The sequence below is a fragment of the Arthrobacter sp. Cr_A7 genome (assembly GCF_029222765.1).
Taxonomy (GTDB): Bacteria; Actinomycetota; Actinomycetes; order Actinomycetales; family Micrococcaceae; genus Arthrobacter.
The window spans coordinates 1-8,063 of sequence record NZ_JARHXQ010000197.1; the positions used below are offsets into that span (position 1 = coordinate 1).

The 8,063-nt window shown below is 61.3% G+C and carries 7 protein-coding genes; all 7 read left to right on the plus strand.

What is annotated here, in order from left to right:
* Positions 1 to 113: 113 nt before the first annotated feature.
* Entirely contained in the window at positions 114 to 1,274 is a 1,161-nt protein-coding gene (locus tag P2Q66_RS11430) for a substrate-binding domain-containing protein (RefSeq protein ID WP_275728141.1), read from the plus strand.
* A 43-nt stretch (positions 1,275 to 1,317) separates the two neighbouring features.
* A complete protein-coding gene (locus tag P2Q66_RS11435; protein ID WP_275728143.1) occupies positions 1,318 to 2,901 on the plus strand; it encodes a sugar ABC transporter ATP-binding protein in 1,584 nt (527 codons plus the stop codon).
* A complete protein-coding gene (locus P2Q66_RS11440; protein ID WP_275728145.1) occupies positions 2,876 to 3,850 on the plus strand; it encodes an ABC transporter permease in 975 nt (324 codons plus the stop codon). The genes P2Q66_RS11435 and P2Q66_RS11440 overlap by 26 nt, the downstream gene beginning before the upstream one ends.
* 25 nt (positions 3,851 to 3,875) lie before the next feature.
* Positions 3,876 to 5,009, plus strand: coding sequence for an agarase (locus P2Q66_RS11445; protein WP_275728149.1), 1,134 nt, complete (start codon positions 3,876 to 3,878; stop codon positions 5,007 to 5,009).
* A 192-nt stretch (positions 5,010 to 5,201) separates the two neighbouring features.
* Positions 5,202 to 6,017: a sugar phosphate isomerase/epimerase gene (locus tag P2Q66_RS11450; protein ID WP_275728152.1), complete on the plus strand. Its 816-nt coding sequence runs from the start codon at positions 5,202 to 5,204 to the stop codon at positions 6,015 to 6,017.
* Between the two features lie 28 nt (positions 6,018 to 6,045).
* Positions 6,046 to 7,233 carry a Gfo/Idh/MocA family oxidoreductase gene (locus P2Q66_RS11455; protein WP_275728154.1) on the plus strand — a complete coding sequence of 396 codons (1,188 nt, stop codon included), beginning with the start codon at positions 6,046 to 6,048 and terminating at the stop codon, positions 7,231 to 7,233.
* Positions 7,234 to 7,744: 511 nt separating this feature from the next.
* Positions 7,745 to 8,063, plus strand: a 319-nt coding sequence (locus tag P2Q66_RS11460; RefSeq protein ID WP_275728156.1) for an Lsr2 family protein, incomplete at its 3' end; no start/stop codon positions are given.

An 8,063-nucleotide genomic window follows, 5' to 3' on the forward strand; every position in this document is an offset into this window, starting at 1 on the left:
GATCCCATTTGGGGACCTCCGACAACCCGACGGCATTACTCCCATAACCACTTTTCATTCCCTCAGGTGAAGTTCGCCCGCCGGCTTCCCTGGCCATCAGAAGGACCACTGTCATGACACGCAGAAAGACGCTTTCCGCAGCGGCCGGGTTGCTCACCGCGATCGCTATTTCGTTGTCCGGCTGTTCCAGCGACGCCGGCAGCAGCGCAACATCAGAGAACGCCACCGCCGTCGACGCCGCCTCGATCTCGCCCACCGGAATCGTCGGCAAGGGAAAAAACGGGGAGGAACCCGCCCTTGCGGATGCCCTCAAGCTCAGCGACGAAGACAAAAAGAAGGTGGCCGAGGGCAAGTTCTCCGTCGGCATCTCCATGAACACCATGGACATCGATTGGTCCCGGCTGACCATCGAAGGCATTCAGCAGACGCTCGGCGAACTCGGCGTTGAGGTCGTCGGGGTCACGGATGCAAAGTTCAAAGTCCAGCAACAGATTGCAGACCTCGAGAACCTGATCACCAAGAAACCGGACCTGATCATCAGCATCCCCACCGATGATGTAGCCACCGCCCAGACCTACAAGAAGGTCGCGGAATCCGGCATCAAACTCGTCTTCATCCACATGCCCGCCTCCGGACTCACATACCCTACCGAATACCAAGCAGTAATTGCCCCGGACAACCAAGGCAACGGCCAGATTGCCGCTGCCGGCCTCTCGGAGTTCATCCCCGAGAACGGTACAGCCGGCATAGTGGACTTTGCAGTGGACTTCTACACCACCAACCAGCGCACGCAGCGGGTCAAGGAATGGTTCAAGGAGAACCGCCCCGACGTGAAAATCAAGGAAGTCGGCTTCACGGACACCAATGCCGTCGGGCCAGCGGCCGCCAACTTCATGACGGCAAACCCTGACGTCAACGGGCTGTTTGTCATCTGGGATTCCCCGGCCATGCAGTCAGTCGCCTCCCTTCGAAACGCCGGCGTCAACGTCCCGATCACAACAATCGACCTCGGCACCGAAGTAGCCGTCGAAATGGCCAGCGGCGGCTACATCAAAGCCATTGGTGCCCAGGAGCCCTACAACCAGGGAATCGCGGAGGGCAGGGCAGCCGCGCACGCTCTGATCGGCAACAAGGTTCCGGCATGGGTCGCTCTTCCCGCCGTCGCAGTGACCCCCGGAAACCTCCTGCAGAAGTACGAGGAGATCTTCCATTCCAAGCCGCCCCAGGAAGTCCTCGACGCGTGCGAGACCTCGGGACTCTGCGGAGCCAAGTGACATGGCTAACATCAGTAAGCAAACAGCAATCGATCACACTGACATGACCACCGCGACGGACGCCCCGGAAGCCAGCGGCGCCCAGCGGGGCTACAGTAAGCCGCTGCTCCAGGCCGTTGGCGTCAGCAAGGCTTTCAGCGGAGTCTATGCGCTGAAGGACGTCGATTTCGATCTGCGCCCCGGCGAGGTCCACGCACTGCTGGGCCCCAACGGCGCCGGAAAGTCCACATTGATCAAGATCCTCGACGGCGTCCAGCCGCAGGACGAAGGATCTGTCGAGGTGGAAGGTCGTGAACGGGTCCAAAAAGACATCGCAACGGTCTTTCAGGAGCTCAGCCTGGTCCCTTCCCTCTCGGTGGCCCAGAACATCTTCCTCGGCAACGAGCTGCACAACGCCTTCGGGATGGTGCAAAAGAAAAAGATGAATGCCATCGCCAAGGAACTCATCGACTCGCTGGGGCTGCACCTGCCGCCTGGGGAGCTGGTCGAGAACCTCTCGGTTGCCTCCCGCCAGCTTGTCGAGATCGCCAAGGCCGTCCACCGGGACGCCCGGGTCCTGGTGCTGGACGAGCCGACCTCGACACTGACCAAAGCCGACCAGCTGCTGCTGTTCAACAGTATCCGCGACATCCAGAAGTCGGGGGTGGGCATCATCTACGTCACCCACCGCCTCACCGAGGTCTTCGAACTGGCCGACCGGGTGACGATCATCCGAGACGGCAGGAAGGTCCTGACCGCTGACGTGGCGGATTTGGAGATGAGCTCGCTGGTCCGCGAGATCACGGGCGCTGAACCCCAAGAGCCCGGTCCTCCAAAAGAGGCCTTTGACCGGTTCGCGCACCCCGAGCTGCTGGCCAGCTCCTCCACCGGGCCGAAACTCCAGATCACCGAACTCGCGGGGGACCGCTTCTCGGACATCAGCTTCACTGCTGAGGCCGGGCGGATTGTCGGCATCGCCGGTCTGATCGGTACCGGCCGCACCGAGCTGTTGGAAACGATCGGCGGCATGCGCCGCAGCACCGCCGGGGAAATCAGGCTCAATGGCCGGACAGTTCGTTTCAAGCACCCATGGGAGGCGCTCAGCGCAGGAGTCGCTCTCGTTCCCGAGGACCGGCACCGCTCGGGCCTCGTGATGCAGCACTCGATTCAGCGAAACCTCACCCTGGCCCACTACAAGTCACTGCGCAAGGGCGGCCTCGTCGACAACAGGGCCGCACGGTCACTGATCAGCGGCCTCGTAGAGACACTGCAGGTAAAGACGAACTCGATCGACAGCCCCGTACAGACCTTGTCCGGCGGCAACCAGCAGAAAGTCGTCTTCGCCAAATGGCTTCAGCCCGGCATGCACCTCCTGCTTCTCGATGAACCGACCCAGGGCGTGGATGTCCGCGCACGCCAGGAAATCTACCGCGTCATCCACCGGTTCGCGGAAGAAGGAGCAGCGATCATCGTCGCTTCCTCCGACTTCGTCGAACTCCAGGAGCTGTGCGACGAAATCTACTTCATGACCTCCACGTCCATGAGCGAGCCGGAGAAGGTCACGCCGGAGATGACAGATCAGTACATTTATTCAAGACTCAATGAAAGGGTTCGTGAGAGCCATGAGCGCGATCACCAACAGCATTAGCCTGACCCGGCCGCGATGGGGCAGCCGGTCCCCCTTGGACCTCATCCGCGAATACTTCGTGTACATCGCGCTCGTGGGACTGGTGCTCTTCTTCTCCATTGCCTCGCCTGTCTTCTTCAGCGTGCAGAACTTCGCCAACGTGGGGCGGCAAACGGCGATCGTTTCCATCATCGCCGTCGGCGTCACGCTCGTCATTGTCAACGCCCAGATCGACCTCTCCGTCGGCAGCGTGTTCGCGCTCTCCGGAATGGCCTCCGCCCTGGCACTCCAGTACATCTCGAACTTCTGGGTGCTCGGTGCACTGGCAGCCATCTCGGTCGGTGTCGTCTTCGGGTTCGTCAACGGACTCCTGACCGTGAAGCTAGGAATCCCCAGCTTTCTGGTCACTCTGGGAATGCTAGGCGTCGCCCGTGGCATCGCATTACTCATCACAGACACCCGCCCGGTAATCATCGCCAACCGGCCCTACTTCAGCATCTTCGGCGACAGCAGCATCCTCGGAGTTCCCATCGCCGTGGTCTGGACCATCGTGATTGTTGCGCTCGGCTTCCTGCTCCTGCACAAGAGCGTCTTCGGGCTTCGGGTCTTCGCCACAGGCGGCAATCCCCAGGCAGCACGCTTCACCGGCGTCAAAACCCACCGCACCGTAATTCTGTCATTCGTCATCACCGGCGCCCTTGTCGGTGTGGCCTCGCTCCTGTTCACAGGCATCGCCCACGCTGCCCGCCCCGACGTCGGCGTTGGCCTGGAGCTGGACGTGATCGCCGCGGTCATCCTCGGTGGAGTCAGCCTCTTCGGCGGCAGGGGAACCGTCATCGGGGCCCTTGCCGGATCCCTGATCATCGGCATGATGAACAATGGCCTGGTCCTCATGGGCGTCGATTCCTCAGTGCAGCAAATCATCAAGGGCGCAATCATCATCGCCGCAGTGTCCCTCAGCAAGAAATAGCAGAACTCGCAAAGGAGCGATTGACATGTCAACCACTGAAACACCGAACAATGGTTTCTTCCGGGTCTCCCGGAACAGCGACGGAGCGTGGAGCTTCGTCGACCCCGAGGGCAAACCCTTCATCTCCCTTGCCCTCAACCACATCGACGACACAGACCTGCGCTACCCGCACAACGTGGAAATCTTCGAGCGCAAGTATGGCTCCCGTCAGTCCTGGACGAAGGGCGTGGTCCGGGACCTCCAAGACCTCCACTTCAACACGATCGGCTGGACCTCCCAGTACATCAGCGGCGGCTGGGGCGAGGCACTGGACTGGTTCGGGGACCCCGTTGACCTCGGCCACTCCCTGCCCTGGCCCGATCAACACTTGCTGGACGCCGATATGCCCTACGTCGTGCAGATCCGCGTGCAGGAGATCGAGGACTGGAACGGCCACCCCGCCTTTCGGGACGTCTTTGGCGAGGACTTCCAGAAATACGCAGACTGGATCGCCCGGCGAATGGTCTCCGACCACAAGAACAGCCAAAACCTCATCGGCTACTTCCTCGTGGACATCCCCGCCTGGCTGCCCCACGCCGCGGGCAGGTTCTGGCCCGGATTCGACGGGCTGAGTCAAGAGGAACACGACAAGAAGCTATTCGACGTCGCAACCCAGTACTACAAGACCATCACCGAGGCCATCCGCCGGTATGACCCCAACCACCTGATCCTCGGCGACCGCTACAACGGCAACAAAGGCATCCCGGAAGCGGCCCTGCGCGCGATGGTCCCCTTCGTGGACGTCCTCTCCGTCCAGTACTTCACCGGCAAGACCGACGAAGAATACAAGACGATGATCGATGACCTTCGGCGCTGGCACGAGTTGACCGGCAAGCCCGTAGTCATCGCAGACATCGGCAACTGGGTACCCACAGACATGAACCCCCACCGGACCAGTGATATGAACACCCACGCCGAACGCGGCGGGGACTACGCCAACGGGCTAGCCAAAGTGATGGCCGAGCCATGGATCATCGGCTGGCACTGGTGCGGTTACATCGAAAACCTCGGCCGCGGCTGGGGCATCAAGGACCCGCAGGACGAGTTCTACACGGACATGACCGACCAGATCCGGGAAGCCAACGCCAAAGCACAGGCTGCCGCCGAACAACGCAAGTAACCGCCGCGCTGTCCTAGTCCGCCCCGGTGGGCCGAAAGCCTTCGGCCTGAGCTGTTCTTTCAGCAGGGGCGGTCATTCCCGCCCCTTGCCCCATAGTCAGCCGCCTGACGACAGGGCACGCCGCCCCGCCATCAGACCCTAAATTTCGTAAACGTTCACAGAAAAACGTTCCTCCCTCTGAAAGGCAGCACCATGAAACTCGGATACTGCACCATCACCTGGGGCGGCGTCGTCGGCCACCCGGCCGGCGTAACCAGCGTCAAGGACCTCTTCTACCTGACTCACGGGTCGATGGACGGCGCTGTCAAAGACATCGCCGCCGCCGGCTACCAAGGCGTGGAAATGTTCGACGGCAACCTCGCCGAATATAGAGACAAACCGGAACAGCTCCACAGCATCATGGCGGAATCCGGCGTCTCACTTGTCAGCGTCTACACCGGCGCCAACTTCATTTACGCAGACATCCTCCCGGACGAGTTGCACCGCATCCAACAGGCCGCCGAGCTCGCCGCGTCATTCGGAGCCGAGCGCCTCATTGTCGGAGGAGGCGCCCGCCGTGCCGCCGGCACCACAGACCAGGACTACCATCGGCTCGGCGAGGCTCTGGACACGGTCATCGACATCGCCGAGGCTGCAGGGCTGGCCGCCAGCTATCACCCGCACTTGGGAACCATTGTGGAGAGCCCTGCCGAGCTGGACCGCCTCATGCCCCTCACCAGGATCGGCTTTTGCCCGGACACCGCCCACCTTGCCGCAGGCGGGGCCGACCCAGCAGCCACGATCCGCAAATACCGGGACCGGATCCACCACGTCCACCTCAAAGACCTGCACAAGGAAACCTTGTCCTTCCTGCCCTTAGGACAGGGCGAGCTGGACTTCCCTGAAATCGTCCAGGCCATCAAGGAAAGCGGCTACGACAGCTGGCTCATGGTCGAGCTCGATGAGTACGGCGGAGACCCCAGGGCCGCAGCCGAAATCAGCCGCAAGTACCTCGAAGAACTCCTCTAATCCCTCTATTCCGAAAAGGAACACGATCATGAAGAATCTCAACGTCGGCCTCATCGGAGGCGGCTTCATGGGCAAGGCCCACTCGCTGGCATACTCCGCCATGCCCATGTTTTTCTGGCCCGCCCCGGCCCTCCCCGTGCGCCACACTATCGCCGAAGCCAACGACGAACTCGCCGCCGAGGCCGCCCGCCGCTTCGGCTTCGAAAACTCCACTTCCGACTGGCGCTCGATTATCGACGACCCTGCGATCGACGTCGTAGACATCGCCACACCAAACCACCTGCACGCCGAGATCGCCATCGCCGCGGCACAGGCTGGCAAGCACATCATCTGCGAAAAGCCCCTTGCCCGCACGGTGGAGGAATCCAAGGCCATGTACGACGCGGTTAAGGACGCCAACATCGTGCACATGGTCGCCTTCAACTACCGCCGCACACCCGCCGTCGCCTTGGCCAAGAAATACATTGAGGAAGGTGCGATCGGTCGGGTCCTTAACTTCCGCGGCACCTACCTGCAGGACTGGTCCGCCGACCCCAACTCCCCCCTGTCCTGGCGCTTCCAAAAAAACATCGCAGGCTCCGGCGCCCTCGGCGACATTGCCACCCACGTCGTGGACATGGCCCGCTACCTAGTGGGCGAATTCTCCTCCGTGAACTCGATCCTCTCAACCTGGATCCCGGAACGTCCGCTGCAGACCGGGGGTGCTGACGCCCTCGGCAACGTCCGCGGCGGCGAAGGGCCCCGCGGGGAGGTCGACGTCGACGACGAAGTGATGACCATGGTCCGTTTCGCCAACGGCGCGGTCGGCTCCATCGAGGCCACCCGCAACGCCTACGGCCGCAACAACTTCATCACCTTCGAAATCCACGGCACTCAAGGCAGCATCGTCTTCAACTACGAACGGCGCGACGAACTCCAGGTCTGCTTCGCCTCTGACCAAAACGACCGGCGAGGATTCCGAACCGTCTACACCGGCCCGGCTCACCCCTACGGTGAAGCGCTCTGGCCGATCCCCGCCCTGGGAATCGGCTACGGCGAAACGAAGATTATCGAGGCACACGACTTCTTCAAAGCCATCACCGAAGGCGGCACCGTGAACCCGAACTTCGCGGACGGCTATCAAACAGCGCTTATCGACGAGGCCATCGTCACGTCCGCGGACAAGGGCGCCTGGGTGGACGTGCAGGCAGTGACCGATCTCACCACAACCCCGTAGTACCAGGACCGCAGAAGAGGGCACGGCACACGGTGTGCCCTCTTCGAGACCCTACAGACAGAGACCCTCCGACCATCCTGCAGCGCCATCGATAATTGTCCAGACACCATCTGGACAATTAAGGTTTCCTTGCTGTGCTCCTCGGGCGGTCACAGTAGGGCGCCCACTAGCGGCCTGACATTGAGCAACAGTTTTTGAGCATTTGTCCACAGACGGTCTAGACGGTTGGTCCCGCTGCCCACAGCCGGGGACAATCCTGATGGGTTATCCACCGCAACTGCTGGGAAGGGAGCTTCCCCAATGGCTCCCCATCCTGCCGTGGATAACCCGGATTGACCCCAACCGTGGACTGCTCACTCCGCGTGGTGAGCCATTACGGCAGGTGTCTCCCTTTTCTTATTCTTTACTGCGTTTGCGATCTAAAGCGTCCGTCTGATGATGCTTCAAACGGTCCTGCCGCTCTCCGATGTTTAGCGCATCTTCTTGTTCAATAGGCTGTTAGCCTTAATTCATGGCTAAAAAGACAGTTGTGCTGCTGGAAGATGATATTGATGGCTCGGAAGCTAAGGAAACGATATCTTTCGGCCTAGACGGGAGTGAATACGAGATTGACCTCAATGAGGGTCATGCCAACGAACTGCGTGAAGCACTAGCCCGTTTTACCAACGCTGGCCGCAAGACAGGCGGCGGCCGTGGCCGTCCGGCAGCGCGTACGAAGTCCTCCTCGCACGGTGGCCCGGACGCTAAGGCGGTTCGGTTGTGGGCGGCGGAGAATGGCATTCAGGTGAATACTCGCGGTCGTATCCAGGCGGACGTAGTAGAGAAGTACG